Source organism: Mitsuaria chitosanitabida ATCC BAA-476 = NBRC 102408, assembly GCF_001598255.1.
Classification (GTDB): Bacteria; Pseudomonadota; Gammaproteobacteria; order Burkholderiales; family Burkholderiaceae_C; genus Roseateles; species Roseateles chitosanitabidus.
The window spans coordinates 91,182-110,794 of sequence record NZ_BCYP01000010.1 but is presented as its reverse complement, the minus strand read 5'-3'; the positions used below and the strand labels follow the sequence as shown (position 1 = coordinate 110,794).

At 70.0% G+C, this 19,613-nt stretch carries 16 protein-coding genes and 1 riboswitch; of the genes, 4 read left to right on the top strand and 12 right to left on the bottom strand.

Features of this window, described 5'->3' with window-relative positions:
• Positions 1-3: 3 nt before the first annotated feature.
• From MCHT01_RS06515 to MCHT01_RS06505, 3 genes are all read right to left on the bottom strand, one after another.
• A complete protein-coding gene (locus MCHT01_RS06515; RefSeq protein ID WP_067063901.1) occupies positions 4-819 on the bottom strand; it encodes an enoyl-CoA hydratase in 816 nt (271 codons plus the stop codon).
• Between the two features lie 130 nt (positions 820-949).
• Positions 950-2,110, bottom strand: a complete 1,161-nt coding sequence (locus MCHT01_RS06510; RefSeq protein ID WP_067063898.1) for an acyl-CoA dehydrogenase family protein — start codon at positions 2,108-2,110, stop codon at positions 950-952.
• 7 nt (positions 2,111-2,117) lie between these two features.
• Positions 2,118-3,626 carry a CoA-acylating methylmalonate-semialdehyde dehydrogenase gene (locus MCHT01_RS06505; RefSeq protein ID WP_067063895.1) on the bottom strand — a complete coding sequence of 503 codons (1,509 nt, stop codon included), beginning with the start codon at positions 3,624-3,626 and terminating at the stop codon, positions 2,118-2,120.
• Between the two features lie 178 nt (positions 3,627-3,804).
• On the opposite strand from MCHT01_RS06505, the gene MCHT01_RS06500 reads away from it, so the two are divergent.
• Together MCHT01_RS06500 and MCHT01_RS06495 are read left to right on the top strand one after the other, a co-directional pair.
• Positions 3,805-5,349, top strand: a complete 1,545-nt coding sequence (locus MCHT01_RS06500; protein ID WP_084452077.1) for a helix-turn-helix domain-containing protein — start codon at positions 3,805-3,807, stop codon at positions 5,347-5,349.
• A 105-nt stretch (positions 5,350-5,454) separates the two neighbouring features.
• Positions 5,455-5,713, top strand: a riboswitch (cobalamin riboswitch).
• A 57-nt stretch (positions 5,714-5,770) separates the two neighbouring features.
• Positions 5,771-7,756 carry a TonB-dependent receptor domain-containing protein gene (locus MCHT01_RS06495; RefSeq protein ID WP_067063893.1) on the top strand — a complete coding sequence of 662 codons (1,986 nt, stop codon included), beginning with the start codon at positions 5,771-5,773 and terminating at the stop codon, positions 7,754-7,756.
• A 243-nt stretch (positions 7,757-7,999) separates the two neighbouring features.
• On the opposite strand, the gene MCHT01_RS06490 is transcribed toward MCHT01_RS06495, so the two are convergent.
• The 7 genes from MCHT01_RS06490 to MCHT01_RS06460 form a co-directional block, all read right to left on the bottom strand.
• Positions 8,000-8,434, bottom strand: a complete 435-nt coding sequence (locus MCHT01_RS06490; RefSeq protein WP_148661424.1) for a hypothetical protein — start codon at positions 8,432-8,434, stop codon at positions 8,000-8,002.
• A gap of 114 nt (positions 8,435-8,548) precedes the next feature.
• Positions 8,549-9,202 carry a phosphohydrolase gene (locus MCHT01_RS06485; protein WP_067063888.1) on the bottom strand — a complete coding sequence of 218 codons (654 nt, stop codon included), beginning with the start codon at positions 9,200-9,202 and terminating at the stop codon, positions 8,549-8,551.
• A 128-nt stretch (positions 9,203-9,330) separates the two neighbouring features.
• Positions 9,331-10,194 carry an isocitrate lyase/PEP mutase family protein gene (locus tag MCHT01_RS06480; protein ID WP_067063886.1) on the bottom strand — a complete coding sequence of 288 codons (864 nt, stop codon included), beginning with the start codon at positions 10,192-10,194 and terminating at the stop codon, positions 9,331-9,333.
• A 104-nt stretch (positions 10,195-10,298) separates the two neighbouring features.
• Positions 10,299-11,510, bottom strand: a complete 1,212-nt coding sequence (prpF, locus tag MCHT01_RS06475) for a 2-methylaconitate cis-trans isomerase PrpF (RefSeq protein WP_067063884.1) — start codon at positions 11,508-11,510, stop codon at positions 10,299-10,301.
• Positions 11,511-11,564: 54 nt separating this feature from the next.
• Complete coding sequence (acnD, locus tag MCHT01_RS06470) at positions 11,565-14,222, bottom strand: Fe/S-dependent 2-methylisocitrate dehydratase AcnD (RefSeq protein ID WP_067063882.1); 2,658 nt, start codon at positions 14,220-14,222, stop codon at positions 11,565-11,567.
• Positions 14,223-14,314: 92 nt separating this feature from the next.
• Positions 14,315-15,478: a bifunctional 2-methylcitrate synthase/citrate synthase gene (prpC, locus tag MCHT01_RS06465; RefSeq protein WP_067063879.1), complete on the bottom strand. Its 1,164-nt coding sequence runs from the start codon at positions 15,476-15,478 to the stop codon at positions 14,315-14,317.
• A gap of 47 nt (positions 15,479-15,525) precedes the next feature.
• The gene (locus tag MCHT01_RS06460) at positions 15,526-16,035 is read right to left on the bottom strand and encodes an acyl-CoA thioesterase (RefSeq protein WP_084452025.1); all 510 of its coding nucleotides are present in this window, start codon (positions 16,033-16,035) and stop codon (positions 15,526-15,528) included.
• 129 nt (positions 16,036-16,164) lie between these two features.
• Here MCHT01_RS06460 and MCHT01_RS06455 point away from each other — a divergent pair, with 129 nt between their 5' ends.
• A complete protein-coding gene (locus tag MCHT01_RS06455; protein WP_067063877.1) occupies positions 16,165-17,577 on the top strand; it encodes a short-chain fatty acyl-CoA regulator family protein in 1,413 nt (470 codons plus the stop codon).
• On the opposite strand, the gene MCHT01_RS06450 is transcribed toward MCHT01_RS06455, so the two are convergent.
• A complete protein-coding gene (locus MCHT01_RS06450) occupies positions 17,562-18,545 on the bottom strand; it encodes a threo-3-hydroxy-L-aspartate ammonia-lyase (RefSeq protein ID WP_067063874.1) in 984 nt (327 codons plus the stop codon). The genes MCHT01_RS06455 and MCHT01_RS06450 overlap by 16 nt on opposite strands.
• A gap of 75 nt (positions 18,546-18,620) precedes the next feature.
• Positions 18,621-18,908, bottom strand: coding sequence for a hypothetical protein (locus MCHT01_RS06445; RefSeq protein ID WP_067064048.1), 288 nt, complete (start codon positions 18,906-18,908; stop codon positions 18,621-18,623).
• A 142-nt stretch (positions 18,909-19,050) separates the two neighbouring features.
• Between MCHT01_RS06445 and MCHT01_RS06440 the strand changes: the two genes are divergently transcribed.
• Positions 19,051-19,590 carry a gamma carbonic anhydrase family protein gene (locus MCHT01_RS06440; RefSeq protein ID WP_067063873.1) on the top strand — a complete coding sequence of 180 codons (540 nt, stop codon included), beginning with the start codon at positions 19,051-19,053 and terminating at the stop codon, positions 19,588-19,590.
• The last annotated feature ends 23 nt before the right edge of the window (positions 19,591-19,613 follow it).

Below are 19,613 nucleotides of genomic sequence, written 5' to 3'. Positions count from 1 at the left end.
TCCTCAACGATTGCGCCACTGGGGGCTGCGCTTGCCCAGGAAGGCCTGCACGCCTTCGCGCTGGTCCTCGGTGTCGAACAAGGCCACGAAAGCCTCGCGCTCGGCCGGCAGCCGCGACCACGGCGCCGCGTGGCGCGCGCCCTGGATCAGTTGCTTGCAGGCGGCCACGCTGGTGGGGCTTTGCGCCTGCACGCGCTCGGCCCATTGCAGCGCCTTGGCCAGCGACTCGCCCTTGGCCGCGATCTCGTCGGCCAGGCCGATGCGCAGCGCGGTCTCCGCGTCCACGCGCTCGCCCAGCAGCACCATGCGCTTGGCCCAGCTCTCGCCCACGGTCCAGCTCAGCCACTGCGTGCCGCCCGCGCAGGGCAGCAGACCGACGGTGGCCTCGGGCAGCGCCATGACGGCGTGCGACTCGGCGATGCGCAGGTCGCAGGCGAGCGCGCATTCCAGCCCGCCGCCCATCGCGTAGCCGTTGATCGCCGCGATGCTCACGCCGCGGAAGCCCGCCAGCGCCTCGAAGGCCTCGCCGAAACGCTTGGCCATGGTCGCCGCGCGGCCCTTGTCGCCATCGGCGAAGAGCTTCAGATCGGCGCCGGCGCTGAAGAACTTCTCGCCATCGCCGGTGATCACCAGCGCGTAGATGTCGCGATCGGCGTCGAGATCGCCCACCAGGCGGGTCAGCGCGCTCAGGCTGTCGGCGGTCCAGGTGTGGGCGGGCGGATTCGTCAGCGTGACGATCGCGGTGTGGCCGCGCTTCTCCACGCGCAGGCCGGCGTAGCCGTCCGGCGTGGCGCTCGTCGTGGGGGTCGAATCGGTCATGGGGTTCTCTCTGCTCTGCGGCTCCGCGTCGATCTCGGGGCGACTTCCGGCCGGTGTCGTGCCGAGGTCGCGTGGAGGGCCGCGTCGATGAAGGGCAAGCGCCCCGTCGTCGGGGCGCTCGCGGAAGGGTTCAGCGGATGGTCTCGGGCGCCTGGTCCTGCAGCATGCGGCGCGCGACGATCACCCGCATGATCTCGTTCGTGCCCTCCAGGATCTGGTGCACGCGCGCGTCGCGCAGCAGGCGCTCCAGCGGGTATTCGCGGATGTAGCCGTAACCGCCATGGATCTGCAGCGCCTCGTTGCAGACGTTGAAGCCCAGGTCCGTCGCCAGCCGCTTGGCCATCGCGCAATAGACCTGCGCGTCGGGCGACTTCGCATCCAGCTTGGATGCGGCCAGCCGCACCATCTGGCGCGCGGCCACCAGCTCGGTCGCCATGTCGGCGAGCTTGAACTGCAGCGCCTGCATGTCGGCCAGCGGGCGACCGAACTGGCGGCGCTCGTGCATGTAGCGCTGCGCCGCGGTGAGCGCGCCCTGCGCCGCGCCGACCGAGCAGGTGGCGATGTTGATGCGCCCCCCGTCCAACCCCTGCATCGCGATGCGGAAGCCCTGCCCTTCCTCGCCCAGCAGCTGCGAGGCCGGGACCCGCACGCCGTCGAAAGCGATGGCGCGCGTGGGCTGGCTGTTCCAGCCCATCTTGTCTTCCTTGCGGCCGTACTGGATGCCGGGGCTGTCGGCCTCGACGAGGAAGGCGGAGATCCCGTCCGCGCCCGGACCGCCCGTGCGGGCCATCACCACCAGCACGTCGGTCGAGCCGGCGCCGGAGATGAAGGCCTTGCCGCCGTCGATCACGTAGACGTCACCGTCCTTGCGCGCGCTGGTGCGCAGCGAGGCCGCGTCCGAGCCCGCGCCGGGCTCGGTCAGGCAGTACGAGGCGAGCTTCTCGCCGCTGCACAGCGCCGGGCCCCATCGCTCGACGACTTCCGGCGTGCCGAAGGTCGCCACCATCCACGTCGCCATGTTGTGGATGCTGATGAAGGCGGTCGTCGAGGGGCAGGCCGCGGCCAGCTCCTCGAACACGATGGTCGCGTCCAGGCGCGGGACGCCCAGACCGCCCGCCGCTTCGGGGGCGTACAGGCCGCAGAAGCCCAGCTCGCCGGCATGGCGCAGCGCCTCGCGCGGGAAGATCGCCTGCGCGTCCCACTCCGCGGCGTGCGGCGCCATCTCCGAGCGGGCGAAATCGCGCGCCGCCTGCTGGAAGGCCAGCTGCTGTTCGTTCAGTTCGAAGTCCATCGGGACCTCACTTCAGGCTGATCGTCGTGTTGACGCCCCCGGTCGAGGCGTCGTCGAACCAGCGCGCGGTGACGGTCTTGGTCTGGGTGTAGAACATGATCACCTGCTTGCCGTAGGGGCCCAGGTCGCCCAGCTTGCTGGCGCGCGAGCCGGTGAAGGAGAACAGCGGGACCGGCACCGGGATGGGCACGTTGATGCCCACCTGGCCGACGTCGATCTCTTCCTCGAAGCGGCGCGCCGCGGCGCCCGACTGCGTGAAGATGGCCGTGCCGTTGCCGTTGGGGTTGGCGTTGATCATCGCGATCGCCTCGTCCATGGTCTCGGCTTCCGCGACGCACAGGACCGGGCCGAAGATCTCCTGGTCATAGATGGTCATGCCGGGCTTCACGCCGCTGAAGATCGTCGGGCCGACGAAGTTGCCGTCCTTGAGCGCGGCGTCCAGCGACGGCTTGCGGCCGTCCAGCGACAGCGTGGCGCCGTCCTCGATGCCGCGGGCGATCAGGTGCTCGACGCGGTCGCGCGCGGCGCAGGAGATCAGCGGACCGACGTCGGTGCCGGCCGCGTCGCCGGCGCCGATCTTCAGGCCGCGGGCCTTCTCGACCAGCTCGGGCAGCCAGTCGCGCGCCGCGCCCACCAGCACCGCCACCGACACCGCCATGCAGCGCTGACCGGCCGCGCCGAACGAGGCGCCGGCCAACGCGTTGAGCGTCTGCTCCTTGTGCGCGTCGGGCATCACGATGGCGTGGTTCTTCGCGCCCATCATGCATTGCACGCGCTTGCCGGCCTTGGTCGCGCGGTCGTGCACCAGCGTGCCGACGCGGGTCGAGCCGACGAAGGACACGGCCTTGATGTCGGGGTGGTCGCACAGCGTGTTGACGACGGATTCGCCGCCGTGCACCACGTTGAGCACGCCCTTGGGGATGCCGGCCTCGAGCGCCAGCTCCACCAGGCGCATCGTGACCATCGGGTCCTGCTCGGAGGGCTTGAGCACGAAGGTGTTGCCGGTGGCGATGGCCATCGGGAACATCCACAGCGGGATCATCGCGGGGAAGTTGAACGGGGTGATGCCGGCGCACACGCCCAGCGGCTGCAGCAGGGTATAGGTGTCGACGCCACCGGCCACGTTGTGGGCCAGCTCGCCCATCTGCAGGCTGCCGATGTTGGCGGCGTGCTCCACCACCTCCAGCCCGCGGAACACGTCGCCCTCGGCGTCCGCCAGGGTCTTGCCCTGCTCGGCGGTCAGCGTCGCGGCCAGCGACTTCATGTTCTCGCGGATCAGCTGCTGGTACTTCAGGAAGATGCGGGCGCGCTGACCGATGGGGGTCTTGCGCCAGGTCTTGAAGGCCTCGCGGCCGGAGGCGATGGCGGCCTCGACTTCCTCGGCCGTGGCCATGGGCACGCGGGCCAGCACCTGCTGCGTCGCCGGGTTGATCACGTCGCGCCATTCGGTGGTGCGCGACTGGACGAATTCGCCGTTGATCAGCAGCGGGATGCGGGGCAGGTCGTCGCGGGTCATGGAAGTCTCCAAAGGGTTTATAGAATTCACACGAAATTTATCCACACCTTTCACAAGACGCCAGAGGAAAGCCCCTGTCGCCCTCTCTGAAAGCCTTGCAAGAAGGCGAACCTGCGAATCACTTCGCAAGGATCCAGTGAAGGGTGTGGAATCGGTGAAATCCATCGGGAAGACGACCATGAAGTCCACGAGAAGCGCCTCCGCCCTCCCCGGCGAGGCTCCCGGCACCGGCGCGGCGGGCGGCGGATCGGGCGGCGGCGGCTCCGGCGGCTCGCGCAAGCTCTTCGTCGGCGCGCGGGTGCGGCGCCTGCGCGAGCAGCTGGAATGGAACCAGAGCCAGCTCGCCGCGCGGCTGGGGCTGTCCTTGAGCTATGTCTCGCAGATCGAGACCAACCAGCGCCCCGTCACCGCCAGCGTGCTGCTGAAACTGGCCGAGGTCTTCGGCGGCGACATCGCGCAGTTCTCCGAGGAGCAGGACCAGCGCCTGCTCGCCGAGCTGGACGCGGCGCTGCGCGACCGGACGGTGGTGGGCGGCGCGATCTCGCCGGCGCAGGTGGCGCGGATGGTCGAGCAGGCGCCCGAGCTGGCCGAGGCCTTCGTGGCGCTGCACCAGCGGCACCTGCGCCTGCAGGAGGAACATGCGCTGCTGGTCGACCGCTATTACGGCGAGGAAGGGGCGCCGGACGAATGGCTGGCGGCCTCGCGCGCGGAGCCGCTGCCGCACGAGGCGGTGCGGGACTTCTTCAACCGGCACAACAACTACCTCGACGATCTGGACCATCGGGCCGAGCGGCTGGCGGCGGAGCTGTCGCTCTCCCCCACGCACCGCGCGGGGCCGCTGCGCGAGCTGATGCTGCGGCGCTGCGGCGTGTCGGTGGACCTGGACGCGAGCGAGGGCGACGGCGCGCTGCTGCGCCACTTCGACGCGCGCCGCCGCCGGCTGCGCTTGCCCGGTCACCTGACCGACGCGCAGCAGGCCTTCCAGATCGCCACGCAGTACGCGTTGCTGGCGGAGTCCGCCGCCATCGACACCGCCCTGCACGATGCCGGCTTCCAGGACGACGCCACGCGGGCGCTGGCGCGTCAGGGCGTGGCCCACTACTTCGCGGGCGCGCTGCTGCTGCCCTACGGCGCCTTCCTGACCGCGGCGCGCGGCTGCCGCTACGACCTGGAGCTGCTGCAGCAGCGCTTCCACGTCGGCGTGGAGACGGTCTGCCATCGGCTCTCGACGATGCAACGCCCCGGCGCGCGCGGCGTCCCGTTCTACTTCGTCCGCGTGGATCAGGCGGGCAACATCTCCAAGCGGCAGAGCGCCACGACCTTCCACTTCGCGCGGCACGGCGGGGCCTGTCCGCTGTGGCACGTGCACGAGGCCTTCGCGCAGCCGGGCCGCATCCTGACGCAGGTGGCGGAGATGCCCGACGGCAGCCGCTTCTTCGGCATCGCGAGGACCATCGAGCGGCACGGCAGCGGCGGGTATCACGCGCAGAAGAAGCACTTCGCGATCGGGCTGGGCTGCGACGTGGCGCACGCGCGGGACCTGGTCTACGCCGACGGCACCGCGCTGGACGCGAGCGCCCCGGCCGTGCCCATCGGCCCGGGCTGTCGCACCTGCCCGCGCGAGCATTGCGTGCAGCGCGCCTTCCCGCCGGCCGGCAAGCGGCTGGTGGCGGACAACGACCGGGAGTCGCTGGTGTCGTACCGGTTCACCGGCGGCGCCTGAGCCCCGCGCGGCCGACGCCTCCGCGCGGCCGGACGCATCGGTCCCCATGAGCATCGCGCGAGGGACAAGCACACCCGGCGTGGCGCGGACGCATCAGTGGGCTCGCTAAGATCCCGCCCCGTTGGTGCTCGCTGCCGGAATCCTCCGGCGCAGTTCAACGGGAATCAGGAAGGGCCGCGCCCATCGCGGCCGAGGCCCCAACCTGAGCTGCCCCCGCAACGGTAAGCGGAAGGCGCGCACGACGTCCGATCCGGACCTCGACGGCGCGCGGCACGTGTCCTGAGACCACTGGGCTCGCCGCCCGGGAAGGCGACACGGGTTCGATTCCGACAGCCCGGATACCGGCCAACAGGCGGAGCCGCCGCATGCGCCCCAGGCGCGCGGTGCTCCATGTCGCATGCGACCGCGGGGAAGCGGTCCAGTGCAGCCCTCGCAGTTCCTCTTCGCCATGCAGCCCATCCTGTCCCGCGCCGCGTCGTCCCTCGCGCGTCCGTCCTCGCGTCCGTCCACCCACGTCTCGGCCCTCGCCACGCGCGGCGCCCTGACCGCCCTCTCCCACGCCGCCCTGCTCGCGCTCGGCGCCGTGCCCGTCGCCGCGCTGGCGCAATCGAGCAGCTCGCCGCTGGATCGCGTCGTCGTCACCGGCACGCGCGAAGCGCAGCCGCTGAGCAAGAGCGTCGCCGACATCGTCCTGATCGACGCAGAGACGCTGCGCGACGGCGGCGCCGACACCGTCGAGGAAGCCCTGCGCCGCTACGCCGGCCTGCAGATCACCCGCAACGGCGGCCCGGGCCAGAGCGCCGGCTACCTGATCCGCGGCAACAACGCCAGCGGCGCGATCGTGCTGGTGGACGGCGTGCGCGTGGGTTCGGCCACGCTGGCCCAGACCGCCTTCGAGGCCATGAGCCTGGCCCAGATCGATCACATCGAGGTGCTGCGCGGTCCCGCCTCCGGCCTGTACGGCGCGGACGCCGTGGGCGGCGTGATCCAGATCTTCACGAAGAAGGGCCAGGGCCCGCTGAGCGTCACGGGCCACGCGGCCGTCGGGGGCAACAACTCGCGCCAGGCCGATTTCGGCGTCAGCGGCGCGCAGGCGGGCTTCGACTACGCGGCCAGCGTCGGTCGCGAGACCAGCGAGGGCGTCTCGGCGATCCGTCCCCATGACGCCAACGGCTACTACAACCCGGACCGCGACGGCTTCGGCCGCACGACCGCGGCAGCCCGCCTGGGCTTCACACCGGCCGAGGGCCATCGCATCGGCCTGAGCGCCACGCAGAGCCGCCTGAATGCGCAGTACGACAGCGCGGACTTCGACGCCAACTTCAACGCCGATCCGTCGCCCGACTTCCGCAACAGGCTGAAGACCCGCTCGATCGCGGCCGACTACCGCGGCACGCTGTCGCCGATCTGGACGACCTCGGCGCAGGTGGCGCGCAACACGGATGACTCGCTCAGCGGCGGCGGCTTCCCGAGCCGCTACAAGACGGACCGCGACCAGGTCACCTGGCAGAACGCGCTGCGCGTCGGCGCGGGTCAGCAGGTCGTGCTGGCCTACGAGCATCTGAGCGAGAAGGTGCGGGCGGACGTCTTCCCGTCGGCGCCCAAGCGGACCAACAACGCCTACATCGCCGGCTACACGGGCGAGTTCGGCCCGATCGCGCTGGAGGGCAGCCTGCGCCGTGACGACAACTCGGCCTACGGCGGCAACACGACCGGCAACCTGGGCGCGAGCTATGCATTGACGAGCGAGCTGAAGGTGCGCGCGCTGGCGGGCAAGACCTTCCGCGCGCCGAGCTTCAACGACCTGTACTTCCCGCAGTACGGCATCCCGACCATCCGTCCGGAACGTGGCCGCAGCATCGAACTGGGGCTGAACTGGACCTCGGGCGCGTCGAGCGCCTCGGCGACCGTCTATCGCAACAAGGTGCGGGACCAGATCGCCTACAACCCCGATCCGATGGGCACGGACTGCCCGAAGGGCTACTTCGGCTGCGCGGGCAACGTGGGTCGCGCCAAGATGACGGGCGCGACGCTGACCGGTTCGCACCGCGTCGGCAACCTGAGCCTGAACGCCACGGTCGACTTCCTGGATGCGCAGGACGAGCTCAAGCGCACGCGCCTGCTGCGCCGCGCGGCGCATCAGGAAAGCGTTTCCGCCGATTACGACACCGGTACGTGGAGCGTGGGCGCGACGCTGACGGACGTCGGCGCGCGTCCGGACGTGGGTGGAAACCTGGGCGCCTACGCGGTGCTGGACCTGCGCGCGTCGTGGAAGTTCCTGCCGCAATGGCGTCTGGAGGCCAAGATGCTCAACGTCGCCGATCGCGACGTGCAACCGGTCCGGGACTACCAGGGCCTCGGCCGCCAGGCGTGGTTCGGGATCCGGTATGACATGAAGGGGCTGTGAGCGGCGCACCCGTGGGCCGGGATCGACCAGGTTGCCTGGCCCATCCCGAGCGGCCGGCGCAGTCCGCGAAGAGCTGTCTCGCCAAGTCGACCTGCCGTTCTAGCATGCGTGTCGTCACGCTCAGGTCGATCTTGTAGTCCGCCTTCACGCGAAGCGTGCGCTGCAACGCGAGGTGCTCGCCTATCCGTCGCGATCGACTGGCGACGTCCGCCCGACAAGCCTTGTCGGGATGGATGAACCCGTTCAGGCCTCGGAGCGCCCGCAGAAGCTCACCATGAAGAATCCCTTGAGCAGGTCCTGATCGGCGAGTCGAGTCAGAAAGCGCTCATCCCAGACGAGCGACTTCTTCGGACTCATGTCGAGCGGGACGACGTACATGGCGCCGGCCGCCACATCGTCCACACAGGTGATGTCCAGCCAAGGTGGGCCCGCGAGGCGCAGGGAGTGCCGTCGGGCGAACCGCGCGGCGCGCTTGAGGATCAACAGCACGTAGTCCGCCGACGCGTGGTGGTGCGCGAGCACGCGACGAAGCTCATCCGGCACCTTGTCCCAGGCAGCGTCCTCGCACCGCGCCTCCAGGTCCTCGTCGGCCATCGCGCCGAAGATCGCGTTCGGAAACTGCAGGGCCTTCGAAAGGCCCTCGACGCCTTGCCCGTCGTCACTCGTCGTCATCGTCATGAACTGCTCCTTGGTCACCAGGCCATCGACCTGAAAGGCTGCAGTTTCCTCACGATCCGGGCGTCAGTCTCTCCACCGAAATGTGGACTTGATGGGGGAAGTGATTCAGGGAGGTCACTCCCCCTGTTGATACTGATCAGAGCGATTGGCGGCCAGCTGATTCAACACCGCCAGAAACCGTTCCGCCGCCACATCCGACGCCCAGGGCTCCCAGGGCTTGCCGCCATGGATCGTCTGCAGCAGGTCCTCCGCCAGCACGGGATGCGTGATGCCCAGCACCTCGCGGACCTCGCGCTCGGACCAGCCGGTGCAGTGCACGGCTTCCGAGGCCGCCGCGATGCTGTCGGCGCGCTTGTGCAGGGCATGCGTCTCCGGCGTCCAGTCCGGCAAGCGGTAGCGCGTCCAGATCGCCTGCATCAGGCGGTCGCCGACGACGCGGAAGGGCTCGCCCAGCACACGCTTCAGCGGCGAAATGCAGTCGAATCCGAGGAAGCCCTCCTCGGCGTCGTGCAGCAACTCGGCGAGCGCGGCTTCACGGTTCAGCGGTTCTCCCGCGTCCTCGGCCCATTGACGCCGCAGCGCCAGCACCAGCAGCGAGTGCTGCGCCACCGACAGCGGCCACGGCCAGACGGATTCGCCGCCCCATCGATAGGTGCGCGCGAGCCGCAGCGCCAGGTCCTCGTCGGTCCAGGCGTCGGGCGAAGGATTGATCAGGTCGAGCGCGGCCCCGGAGGGCAGGCGGATCCAGGCGCGGGGGCTGTCGGTCATGCGACCGACTGTAGCGAGTCTCCCGACTCGCGACGGCCCGCGGCTGCCCTCCTGGCCGCCCGCCTTCGCCGCTGCTGACGCGACGCGTCAGGAGGCCGGCGTCACGGGGCGGCCTCGAACGCAAGGCGTCAGGTGTACTTCTTCTCCAGCGCATCCCATTCCGGCTTGCCGACCAGGCGTTGGCGCTCGGCGAAGGGCACGACCAGGGCCGGATCCTCGTCGATGCGCTTGTTGGCCTTGAGCACGCCCAGTGCCTTCTGCATGCCGGCCACCGCGCCCTGCAGCGCCGCGTTGGCGTACAGCACCACGCCGTAGCCCATCTGCTGCAGCTCGCTGGCGTCGGTGATCGGGGTCTTGCCGCCGATCACCATGTTCATCAGCTGCGGCGTGGACAGGCGCTGCGGCAGCGCGCGGATCTCGTCCGGCTTGGTCACCGCCTCGACGAACAGGATGTCCGCGCCCGCCTCGGCGAACCGCTGCGCGCGTTCGATGGCGGCCTCGAAGCCCAGCGTGGCGCAGGCGTCGGTGCGGGCCATGATCAGGAAGTCCGGATCACGTCGCGCATCCACCGCCGCCTTGATCTTGCTGACGGCTTCCTCGGTCGAGATGACCTCCTTGCCGTTGAAGTGGCCGCAGCGCTTGGGCGCGACCTGGTCCTCCAGCTGGATGCAGTCGGCGCCGGCGCGTTCGAGCACCCGCACCGTGTGCCGCACGTTCAGCGCGTTGCCGAAGCCGGTGTCGGCGTCGACGATCAGCGGCAGCTCCACCGCGTCGCGGATGCGGGCGGTGTGGTCGGCGATCTCGGCCAGGCCCATGAAGCCCTGGTCCGGCAGGCCGAACCACATGTTGGTCACGCCGGCGCCGGTCACGTACAGCGCCTCGAAACCGAGGTCCTCGATCACCTTGGCCGACAGCGCGTTGAACGCGCCCGGCACCAGCACGCCGCGGCGCTCGTTCACCAGCTTGCGCAGGGTCTTGCGGGTCGATGTCATGGTTGTCTCTTCGATGAATGAATCAATGGATGGATTCCGATCCGCGCGCCATCGCGATGAACGCGGGCGCCGGCCGGGTCGTCATGCGGAACTTGGCCCTGGATTCAGAGCGACTCGGCGGGCACGCGCACCGAGCCCTCCATCAGGATGCGGGCGCTGCGGCTCATCACCGCGCGGGTGACGCGCCATTGGCCGCCCTCCTCGACCGCCTCGGCGCCCACGCGCAGCGTGCCCGACGGGTGACCGAAGCGCACCGCCGGCAGCGGCTTGCCGCCCGCGGCCTCGCACACCAGGGTGCCGGGAATCGCCGCCGCGGTGCCGATCGCCACCGCCGCCGTGCCCATCATCGCGTGGTGCAGCTTGCCCATGGACATGGCCCGCACCAGCACGTCGATGCCGCCGGCCTCCACCGTCTTGCCGCTGGACGCGCGATAGCTCGCGGGCGGCGCGACGAAGGCCAGCTTGGGCGTGTGCTGCCGCACGCGCGCCTCTTCCAGCGTCTTGATCAGACCCATGTGCAGCGCCGCATGCGCGCGGATCGCCTCCAGGCGCTTGAGCGCCGCCGGGTCGCCGTTGATCGCGTCCTGCAGCTCGGTGCCGCTGTAGCCCAGGTCCTTCGCGTCGACGAAGACCGCCGGGATGCCCGCGTTGATCAGCGTCGCGCGCAGTCGGCCGCCGGCCACCAGCTCCTCGGGCAGATGCAGCTCGTCGACCACCTTGCCGGTCGGGAACATCGCGCCGCCGCCCTCGCCCGCGTCGCCGTCGTCATCGCCCGGATCGACGAAGGTCAGCTCGACCTCCGCCGCCGGGAAGGTGACGCCGTCGAGCTCGAAATCGCCGCTCTCCTGCACCTGACCGTCGCGCATCGGGACCTTCGCGATGATGGTCTTGCCGATGTTGGCCTGCCAGATGCGGACCGTGGCGATGCCGTCGCGCGGCAGCGTGGCCGCGTCGATCAGCCCGCCCTGGATCGCGAACGGACCGACCGCGGCGGACAGGTTGCCGCAGTTGCCGGACCAGTCCACCAGCGCCGTGTCGATCGCGACCTGGCCGAACAGGTAGTCGACGTCGTGGTCTGGCCGCGTGCTGCGCGACACGATCACCGTCTTGCTGGTGCTCGAGGTCGCGCCGCCCATGCCGTCGATCTGCTTGCCATAGGGATCGGGGCTGCCGATCACCCGCATCAGCAGGCGGTCACGCGCCGCGCCGGGCACGCGGCAGGCCTCGGGCAGGTCTTCCAGACGGAAGAACACGCCCTTGCTGGTGCCGCCCCGCATGTACACCGCGGGGACTTTCACTTGAGGAAGGAATGCCATGGTGGTTTCGATGATGTCGAGGATCTCGGTGATGTCCGGGTCAGATCGAGCCGATCAAGCGGCTTCGGCCGCGGCCAGGAAGTCCTGCGCGAAGCGTTGCAGCACGCCGCCGGCCTGGTAGATCGCGACCTCCTCGGCCGTGTCCAGGCGGCAGCGCACCGGCACCTCGACGCGCTCGCCGTCGCGACGGTTCACGATCAGCGTCATCGTCGCGCGTGGCGACAGCTCGCCCGCCACGTCGTAGGTCTCGGAGCCGTCCAGCCCCAGCGTCAGACGCGTCGTGCCGGGCTGGAACTCCAGCGGCAGCACGCCCATGCCGATCAGGTTGGTGCGGTGGATGCGCTCGAAGCCCTCGGCCGCGATGGCCTCGACGCCGGCCAGGCGCACGCCCTTGGCCGCCCAGTCGCGCGACGAGCCCTGCCCGTAGTCCGCGCCCGCCACGATGATCAGCGGCTGGCGGCGCTCCATGTAGGTCTCGATGGCCTCCCACATGCGCATGACCTGACCCTCGGGCTCCAGACGCGCGAGCGAGCCGGCGATCACGGCGCCGTCGGCGTCGCGGACCATCTCGTTCTTCAGCGTCGGGTTGGCGAAGGTCGCGCGCTGCGCGGTCAGGTGGTCGCCGCGGTGGGTCGCGTAGGAGTTGAAGTCCTCCTCCGGCAGGCCCATCTTGGCAAGGTACTCGCCGGCGGCGGAGTCCAGCATGATCGCGTTGGACGGAGACAGGTGGTCGGTGGTGATGTTGTCCGGCAGCACCGCCAGCGCGCGCATGCCTCGCAGGGTGCGTTCGCCCGCCAGCGCGCCTTCCCAGTACGGGGGACGGCGGATGTAGGTGGACTGCGCGCGCCAGTCATACAGCGGCGTCGTCGCGGCCGCGGCGGCCGGGGCGATCGCGAACATCGGCTCGTAGACGCGGCGGAACTGCTCCGGCTTCACGCACTTGGCCACCAGCGCATCGATCTCGGCGTCCTCCGGCCACAGGTCCTGCAGGCGGATCTCGCGGCCGTCGACCACGCCCAGCACATCGCGCTCGATGTCGAAGCGGATGGTGCCGGCCAGCGCATAGGCCACCACCAGCGGCGGCGAGGCCAGGAAGGCCTGCTTGGCGCGCGGATGGATGCGGCCGTCGAAGTTGCGATTGCCCGAGAGCACCGCCGTCGCGTACAGGTCGCGGTCGACGATCTCGCGCTCAATCTTGGGATCCAGCGCGCCCGACATGCCGTTGCACGAGGTGCAGGCATAGGCAACGACGCCGAAGCCCAGCGCTTCCAGGTCGTCCAGCAGGCCGGCCTCCTCCAGATACAGCGTCACCGTGCGCGAGCCCGGCGCCAGCGAGGACTTCACCCAGGGCTTGCGCACCAGGCCCAGGCGGCGGGCGTTGCGGGCCAGCAGGCCGGCGGCGATCACGTTGCGCGGGTTGCTGGTGTTGGTGCAGCTGGTGATGGCCGCGATGATCACCGCGCCGTCCGGCATCTTGCCCGGCTCGTCGGTCCAGGCGCCGGCGATGCCGCGCTCGGCCAGCGCCGAGGTCGGCAGACGGCGATGCGGATTCGACGGGCCGGCCATGTTGCGCTCGACCGTGCCCAGGTCGAAGCGCAGCACGCGCGGGTACTCGGCCTTGGCCAGCGTGTTGCCCGCGCCGGACCACAGGCCCGCCGCCTTCGCGTAGGTCTCGACCAGCCGGACCTGCGCCTCCTCGCGGCCGGTCAGGCGCAGGTAGCTCAGGGTCTGCTCGTCGATGGAGAACAGCGCGGCGGTGGCGCCGTACTCGGGCGCCATGTTGGAGATGGTCGCGCGGTCGCCCAGCGTCAGGCCGGAGACGCCGTCCCCGTAGAACTCCAGATAGGCGCCGACCACGCGTTCCTTGCGCAGGAACTCGGTCAGCGCCAGCACCAGGTCGGTGGCGGTGATGCCGGGCTTGCGGCGGCCGGTCAGCTCGACGCCGACGATGTCGGGCAGGCGCATCCACGAGGCGCGGCCCAGCATGACGTTCTCCGCCTCCAGGCCGCCCACGCCCACGGCGATCACGCCCAACGCGTCCACATGCGGCGTGTGGCTGTCGGTGCCGACGCAGGTGTCGGGATAGGCCACGCCGCGGTCGACGTGGATGACCGGGGACATCCGCTCCAGATTGATCTGATGCATGATCCCGTTCCCCGGCGGGATCACGTCGACATTGCGGAACGCGGTGCGGCACCACTCGATGAAGTGGAAGCGGTCCTCGTTGCGGCGGTCCTCGATGGCGCGGTTCTTGTCGAAGGCCTGCGGATCGTCGCCGCCGCACTCGACGGCCAGCGAGTGGTCGACGATCAGCTGCACCGGGACGACCGGATTCACCTGCGCCGGATCACCGCCCTGATCGGCGATCGCGTCGCGCAGACCGGCCAGGTCCACCAGCGCGGTCTGGCCCAGGATGTCGTGGCAGACGACGCGCGCGGGGAACCACGGGAAGTCGCGATCGCTGCGGCCTTCGGCGATCTGCGTCAGGCATTCATCGAGGATCGCCGGATCGCAGCGGCGCACGAGGTTCTCGGCGTGCACGCGGCCGGTGTAGGACAGGCGCGCCCAGGCGCCGGGACGCAGCGCCTCGACGGCCTCGCGGGCGTCGAACCACTCGAGCGAAGTGCCCGGCAGCGGCTTGCGATACGGCTGGTTGAGCGACGCGGTGGACACGATGGTGTCCTTGGGCGTGGAGGTGGCGTTGGCTGGCATGGCTGGCCTGACTCGAAGCTGGATTCTGAAAGCGCAAGCCCGCGGCACCGGTCACGGCGCGCGGGCAAGCAAAGGCATGAGACGAACGTCGTTTACTTGCGCTGCGCGATGGGGACGAAGACCTGGTCCTCGGGGCCGGTGTACACGGCGCTGGGGCGGATGATCTTGTTGTCCTGACGCTGCTCGACCACGTGGGCGGCCCAGCCGCTGGTGCGCGCGATCACGAACAGCGGCGTAAACATCGCCGTCGGCACGCCCATCATGTGATAGCTCACCGCGCTGAACCAGTCCAGGTTGGGGAACATCTTCTTGGCGTCCCACATCGTGCGCTCCAGGCGCTCGGCGATGTCGTACATCTTGGTCGTGCCGGCTTCCTTGGACAGCTCGTGCGCGACCTTCTTGATGACCTCGTTGCGCGGATCGCTGACGGTGTAGACCGGATGGCCGAAGCCGATCACGACTTCCTTGGCCTCGACGCGGCGGCGGATGTCGGCCTCGGCTTCATCGGGGGTCTCGTAGCGCTTCTGCACCTCGAAGGCGACCTCGTTGGCGCCGCCGTGCTTGGGGCCGCGCAACGCGCCGATCGCGCCGGCGATGGCCGAGTGCATGTCGCTGCCCGTGCCCGCGATCACGCGCGCGGTGAAGGTCGAGGCGTTGAACTCGTGCTCCGCGTAGAGGATCAGCGAGGTGTGCATCGCGCGTTCCCAGCTCTTGCTGGGCGGCTCGCCGTGCAGCAGGTGCAGGAAGTGGGCGCCGATGGAGTCGTCGTCGGTCTCGACCTCGATGCTGCGGCCGTTGTGGCTGTAGTGGTACCAGTACAGCAGCATCGAGCCCAGCGAGGCCATCAGCTTGTCGGCGATGTCGCGCGCGCCGGGCAGGTTGTGGTCGTCCTTCTCCGGGAGCGAGCAGCCCAGCGCCGAGACGCCGGTGCGCATCACGTCCATCGGATGCGCGGCGGCGGGCAGCGTCTCCAGCGCGTCCATCACGGCGGCGGGCAGGCCGCGCAGCGACTTCAGCTTGTTCTTGTAGGCGCGCAGTTCGGCGGCGTTGGGCAGCTTGCCGTGCACCAGCAGATGGGCGATTTCCTCGAACTCGCACTGACCGGCCAGATCCAGGATGTCGTAGCCGCGATAGTGCAGGTCGTTGCCGCTGCGGCCGACGGTGCACAGCGCGGTCGTGCCGGCCGCGACGCCGGACAGCGCGACGGATTTCTTGGGCTTGAAGCCGGGGGCGGTGGTGGCGGCGTTGTCGCTCATGGGCTTGTCTCCTGGATGAAGTCGGAAGTGGATCAGGAACTGGGGAATCAGGGGGCGACCGCGGGCGGATCGCCGAGCGGTCGGTACGGTAATTCAGATCGGGCGGCGGCGCTGACGCCTTCGCGGCTCTGGCGAGTGCGCAGGCGCACCGGTCGGCCGTCGCCGTCGACGGCCACCAGCTCGAAGCTGCCGCGCAGCGCCTCGCGGAAGGCGGTGCCGGCGTCCTCGTCGATGGCGGCGTGCACCTGCACGGTCAGCGAGCTGGCCCCGACGCGCGTGACCCGGCCATGCAGGTGCAGCAGCGCGCCCACGGGAACCGGCACGAGGAAATCGATCTCGCCCGCGGAGGCCATCACCACCGGCTGCACGCTGTGCTGGGCGGCGGTGAGGTAGGCCACGCGGCCCAGCATCGCCAGCCCTTCGGGCGCGAACAGCGTGCCGTAATGGTTGGCCAGTGACGGGACGATCAGCTCGGTGCGATGGAGCTCGCCGGGCGGCAAGGCCGCCACGGTCCGGGTCCAGTCGAGCGCGGCGATCGAGGCTTGCGGGGTGCGCATGGTTCGCAATCTTCGCAGCCTCGCCGGCTTCGCTCAATGGCTGAAACGGCCATGAAGTGCGAAGCCGAACAGTGAAATCTGCGAAGTTTGCGAAGTCGGCCGTCGGTTTGGACGACAATCGCCCGCACCATGCGCAAGACCTTCCTCGGGGTGAAGCTCAAGACCCTGCGCGAGCAGCGCGGCCTGACCCAGGCCGCGCTCGCGCAGTTGCTCAAGCTGTCGCCCAGCTACGTGAACCAGCTCGAGAACAACGAGCGGCCGCTGAGCGTCGCCGTGCTGCTGCGGATGCAGTCGACGCTGGGCGTGGACCTGCAGTTCTTCTCCGAGGACGACGAGGCGCGGCTGTACGCGCAGTTGCAGGAGATCGTCGCGGAGACCCCGGTGCCCGGCGGCGTGCCCGAGGCGGAGCTGCGCACGCTGGTGCAACAGATGCCGGCGATGGCGCAGCTGATGCTGCGGCTGCATGGCCGCGCGCGCGGCGCGGAGCAGCGCGTGATCAGCCTGGGCGGGGATGAGCGCGAGGACGGGCTGGGCTCCGGCCCCGGACCGCACGAGGAGGTACGGGACTTCTTCTACAGCCAGAACAACCACATGGATGTGCTGGACCGCGCGGCCGAGGCGCTGGCGCGGCGGCTGGCGGGCGAATCGAACCAGACGCTGACCCAGCAGGCCCTGGTGACGAAGCTGGAGGCGCATCTGCGCCAGACCCACGGCATCCAGGTGCAGCTCTGGAGCGACGAGCGGGCGCGGCGCTTCGAGCCGACGCAGCGGCTGCTGCTCCTGTCGGACGCGCTGTCGCCGGCGCAGCGCGCCTTCCAGATGGCGACGCAACTGGCCTACCTGGAATGCGGCGCGGAGATGGATGAGCTGATCGCTTCAGCCCCCTTCAGCGCGGAGGCGGCGGCGTTGGCGCGCATCGGCCTGGGCAACTACTTCGCCGGCGCGTTGACCTTGCCGTACCGGATCTTCCTGGCCGCGGCGCAGGAGCTGCGGCACGACATCGCGCTGCTGGCCAAGCGCTTCGGGGTGAGCTTCGAGTCGGCCTGCCACCGCCTGTCGACGCTGCAGCGGCGCGAGGCGCGCGGCGTGCCCTTCTTCTTCGTCCGCGTGGACCGCGCGGGCAACATCTCCAAGCGGCAGTCGGCGACCGACTTCCACTTCTCACGCGGCGGCGGCACCTGTCCGCTGTGGAACGTCTACGAGGCCTTCGGCCAGCCGGGCCGCGTGCTCACGCAGGTGGCGCGCATGCCCGACGGGCGCAGCTATCTGTGGATCGCGCATTGCGAGACCCGGCCGACGGGCGGCTATGGCTCGCCGGCGCGGGAGTTCTCGGTGGCGCTGGGCTGCGACCTGCGGCACGCGGGGCAGCTGGTCTATGCGAAGGGGCTGGATCTGGGCGACCCGGACGGCGCGACGCCGATCGGGCCGGGGTGCAAGCTGTGCGATCGACAGGGCTGCGCCCAGCGGGCCTTCCCGGCCCTGGGCAAGCGGCTGCGGATCGACGAGAACGAGCGGTTGGCCGAGCCTTATGCGGCGCGTTGAGTTCCCGCCTCGCCGATCAGCTCGCCGAAGCGCGCCAGGTCCACGTTGCCGCCGCTGATGACGACGCCGATGCGCTGACCCCGGAGCTGGTCCTTCATGCGTTTCACGGCGGCCAGGCCCAGGCAGCCGGTCGGCTCCACCAGCATCTTCATCCGGCTCGCGAAGAAGCCCATGCAGTCGACCAGCTCCGCGTCGGACACGGTGACCACGTCGTCGACCAGCTGCCGGATCAGCGCGAAGGTGATGTGGCCCAGCTGCTGGGTCTGCACGCCGTCGGCGATGGTCCGCGGCGTGTCGATGCGGACCAGCCGCCCACCGCGGAAGGACTGCTGACCGTCGTTGCCGGCCTCGGGCTCGACGCCGTAGATCTTCGCGGCCGGCGACAGCGCGCGGGTCGCCAGCGCCGCGCCGGACAGCAGTCCGCCGCCGCCCAGCGGCGTGAACATCGCGTCCAGCGCGCCGACCTCCTCGATCAGCTCCTTCGCCGCGGTGCCCTGCCCGCACAGCACGTCGGCATGGTCGTAGGGCGGGATCAGCGTCAGGCCGCGGGACTCGGCGAGCTCACGGCCGATCTGCTCGCGGTCCTCGGTGTAGCGGTCGAAGAGGACCACCTCGCCGCCGTAGCCGCGCGTCGCGGCGATCTTCGCGGCGGGCGCGTCCTTGGGCATCACGATCACGGCCGACATGCCCAGGATCCGCGCCGACAGCGCGATCGCCTGCGCGTGGTTGCCCGACGAGAAGGCGACCACGCCACGGGCGCGCTGCTCCGGCGTGAAGCGCGACAGCGCGTTGAACGCGCCGCGGAACTTGAACGCGCCCATGCGCTGGAAGTTCTCGCACTTGAAGAAGACCTGCGCGCCGAGCATCTCATCCAGCGTGCGCGACGTGAGCACCGGCGTGCGGTGGGCGTGCCCCTCGATGCGGCGGGCGGCGGCGACGACGTCGTCGTAGGTCGGCAAGGCGGTCATGCGATCAGCTCCAGGTCCAAGACAGAGAGAACGAAGAAGGCGCCCATCATGCGCCGCGTCTGTACCGAAACAGATTCAGGCCTGCCACACACCGTAGCCGGCCTCGCGCAGCCCGATGGCGAGTTCCACCTCCATGTCCTTGGCGGCCTCGTAGGGCATGGGGTTGTAGACCTCGTAGAGCTGGGGCAGCAGCCGCAGGCCGTAGTCGAAGACGAAACGATTGGCCTGGATCCCCGCCTTGTGCTTGTCGAAGCGCAGGTCCGGATCGAGCCCCGTCATGCCGACGTAGACGAAGGGCATGCCCAGGCGCCAGTCGGGATTGGCCTTGCGGAAGCGGGGCTCGTTCCAGACGCGGTCGGACAGCTCGACGACATAGACGTGATGCCGATGACGCGGGGCCCGGGCCGCCCTCGGGGGCGCGGGCTTGGGCGCGGCCGAGGTCTTCCGCGTCCGCGCGGGTGCCGCGACAATCGTCGCCTTCTTCCGTTTGCCACCTTCGCCCGCCATGCCGCTGTCTCCTTACCTGTCCACCCGGCCCGCATTGTCCGACCGCGTCTTCGTCCACGAGTCCGCGCAGGTGATCGGGGATGTCACCCTCGGCCCGGACAGCTCGGTCTGGTGCAACACCGTGCTGCGCGGCGACGTGAACCGCATCGTCATCGGCGCGGCGAGCAACATCCAGGACTTCACGATGGGCCATGTGTCCCACAAGCATCCGAAGAAGCCGGACGGCTCGCCGCTGATCATCGGCGACCACGTCACCATCGGCCACTCGGTGATCCTGCATGGCTGCAGGATCGGCAACGAGTGCCTGGTGGGCATGGGCTCCATCGTGATGGACGACGTGGTGATCGAGGACCGCGTCATGATCGGCGCCGGCAGCCTGGTCTCGCCCGGCAAGACGCTCAAGAGCGGCCACCTCTACATGGGTCGGCCCGCCGTGCAGGTGCGCCCGCTCAACGACGACGAGCTCGCCTTCCTGCGCTACTCCGCCGAGCACTACGTCAAGGTCAAGAACAACTACCTCGCCGAGTCGAAGGCCTGAGCATCGAGGCGCCCGCCCCTCGC

Coding starts and splice junctions, on each gene's coding strand:
- MCHT01_RS06515 (WP_067063901.1), bottom strand. CDS start 819: ATGACCGATTCGACCCCCACGACGAGCGCCACGCCGGACGGCTACGCC.
- MCHT01_RS06510 (WP_067063898.1), bottom strand. CDS start 2,110: ATGGACTTCGAACTGAACGAACAGCAGCTGGCCTTCCAGCAGGCGGCG.
- MCHT01_RS06505 (WP_067063895.1), bottom strand. CDS start 3,626: ATGACCCGCGACGACCTGCCCCGCATCCCGCTGCTGATCAACGGCGAA.
- MCHT01_RS06500 (WP_084452077.1), top strand. CDS start 3,805: ATGAAGTCCACGAGAAGCGCCTCCGCCCTCCCCGGCGAGGCTCCCGGC.
- MCHT01_RS06490 (WP_148661424.1), bottom strand. CDS start 8,434: ATGACGATGACGACGAGTGACGACGGGCAAGGCGTCGAGGGCCTTTCG.
- MCHT01_RS06485 (WP_067063888.1), bottom strand. CDS start 9,202: ATGACCGACAGCCCCCGCGCCTGGATCCGCCTGCCCTCCGGGGCCGCG.
- MCHT01_RS06480 (WP_067063886.1), bottom strand. CDS start 10,194: ATGACATCGACCCGCAAGACCCTGCGCAAGCTGGTGAACGAGCGCCGC.
- prpF (WP_067063884.1), bottom strand. CDS start 11,510: ATGGCATTCCTTCCTCAAGTGAAAGTCCCCGCGGTGTACATGCGGGGC.
- acnD (WP_067063882.1), bottom strand. CDS start 14,222: ATGCCAGCCAACGCCACCTCCACGCCCAAGGACACCATCGTGTCCACC.
- prpC (WP_067063879.1), bottom strand. CDS start 15,478: ATGAGCGACAACGCCGCCACCACCGCCCCCGGCTTCAAGCCCAAGAAA.
- MCHT01_RS06460 (WP_084452025.1), bottom strand. CDS start 16,035: ATGCGCACCCCGCAAGCCTCGATCGCCGCGCTCGACTGGACCCGGACC.
- MCHT01_RS06455 (WP_067063877.1), top strand. CDS start 16,165: ATGCGCAAGACCTTCCTCGGGGTGAAGCTCAAGACCCTGCGCGAGCAG.
- MCHT01_RS06450 (WP_067063874.1), bottom strand. CDS start 18,545: ATGACCGCCTTGCCGACCTACGACGACGTCGTCGCCGCCGCCCGCCGC.
- MCHT01_RS06440 (WP_067063873.1), top strand. CDS start 19,051: ATGCCGCTGTCTCCTTACCTGTCCACCCGGCCCGCATTGTCCGACCGC.